Origin of the sequence: Flavobacterium sp. Arc2 (assembly GCF_041431385.1) — a bacterium.
Taxonomy (GTDB): Bacteria; Bacteroidota; Bacteroidia; order Flavobacteriales; family Flavobacteriaceae; genus Flavobacterium.
In genome coordinates this window covers 1-1,466 of sequence record NZ_JASMRH010000062.1, presented here as the reverse complement: position 1 = coordinate 1,466, position 1,466 = coordinate 1, and the positions used below count along the sequence as shown (strand labels likewise).

Below are 1,466 nucleotides of genomic sequence, written 5' to 3'. Positions count from 1 at the left end.
GCGCAATGTCATTAAGTTAAGGGTTTATTTTACTGATTTTCAGTGTATTACGTGTTTTATTTGTAGAAAATTTCGTATATTTATATGATAATCAATCATTTAGAACTTTGAAAAAAAACTGCTATTTTTATATTCAAAAAGATACAAACACAATTATTTAGCGAGGAATTGAAAAACGAATATAAAGTTTCAGAAAAACACTTTACACGAAATAGAAAACAGGATTTTCCTTTTATCTTGCTATTTATGTTGAACTTCCTTAGAAAAAGCCTGACGATGGAAATAGATAACTTCATAAGTTTTCTAAAACCCAATATTGGTAGTAAGTTTACAAAGAGCGCATTTGTTCAAGCTCGAATGAAGGTAAAACCAGAAGTCTTTAAAAAACTCTCCCAAACATTAATAGATGAATTTTACACTGATAATGATGAAGCTATAAAACGATGGGGAGAATTTAGGCTATTAGCAATAGACGGTTCTCGAATTACCCTACCTATCACTAATAAGTTAAAAGCTATATATGGTGATGTAAAAAACCAAACAACCACTAGCATAGTTCAAGCAAGATGTTCAGTAATATACGATGTTAAAAATAACTATGTCTTAGATGGAATATTAGCACCTTTGAATTCAGGAGAAAGAAAGTTAGCTCTGTCACATTTAACGCATTGTAAATCCAATGATTTATTAATTTACGACAGAGGTTATCCTTCATATGGTTTTATTTATGAGCATATAAAAAGAGATTTAAATTTTCTCATGCGTGTGAAAGTTTCTTTTAGTCAAGTTACCATTGATTTTGCATCAAGTAAAAAGAAGTCTCAAATAGTAACTATCTATCCTGGGAAAAACACTAAAATATCCGACAAGCCATACAACAAGAATACTCCAATTGAAGTTAGATTATTACGTGTAGAACTCCCTAAAGGGCAAACAGAAATATTAATCACATCATTATTAGATAATAAAAAGTATCCTAGTTCAGTTTTTAAAGAATTGTATAGCCAAAGATGGGGAATAGAAACATTTTATGATCGACTAAAAAATAAATTAAAAGTTGAACATTTCTCAGGCTACTCCAATGAAAGTATTCAACAAGACTTCTATGCAGCACTGTTTGTGAGCAATATACAAACCTTAATTGTAAGTGAATTAGAAGATGATTTAGTTAATGCGAATCAACAAAAAAAATATGATTATAAAATCAACACCAATTTATCGTATGGTTTTCTTAAAAACAGGATACTAGATTTATTTCTTACTTCAAAATCAATGGAAAGATCTTTTGAGGAGCTTAAGCAGTTATATAAAGAAAACCTTATTCCAATAAGACCCAATCGGTCTTTTGAAAGAAATTCGGGTAAATATAGAACCAGAATAAAACCTAATATAACTAAAAATCAAAAAGATAGCTTTTGAAAAACCCTTAACTTAATGACATTGAGCGCGAGCGTCCCGCTCGTGCC

General features: G+C 29.9%; 1 protein-coding gene. It reads left to right on the top strand.

All coding sequences use genetic code 11. The features are described 5' to 3' along the window. Nucleotides 1–123: 123 nt before the first annotated feature. The gene (locus QO182_RS19425; RefSeq protein ID WP_371563711.1) at nt 124–1,419 is read left to right on the top strand and encodes an IS4 family transposase; all 1,296 of its coding nucleotides are present in this window, start codon (nt 124–126) and stop codon (nt 1,417–1,419) included. Nucleotides 1,420–1,466: the final 47 nt, after the last annotated feature.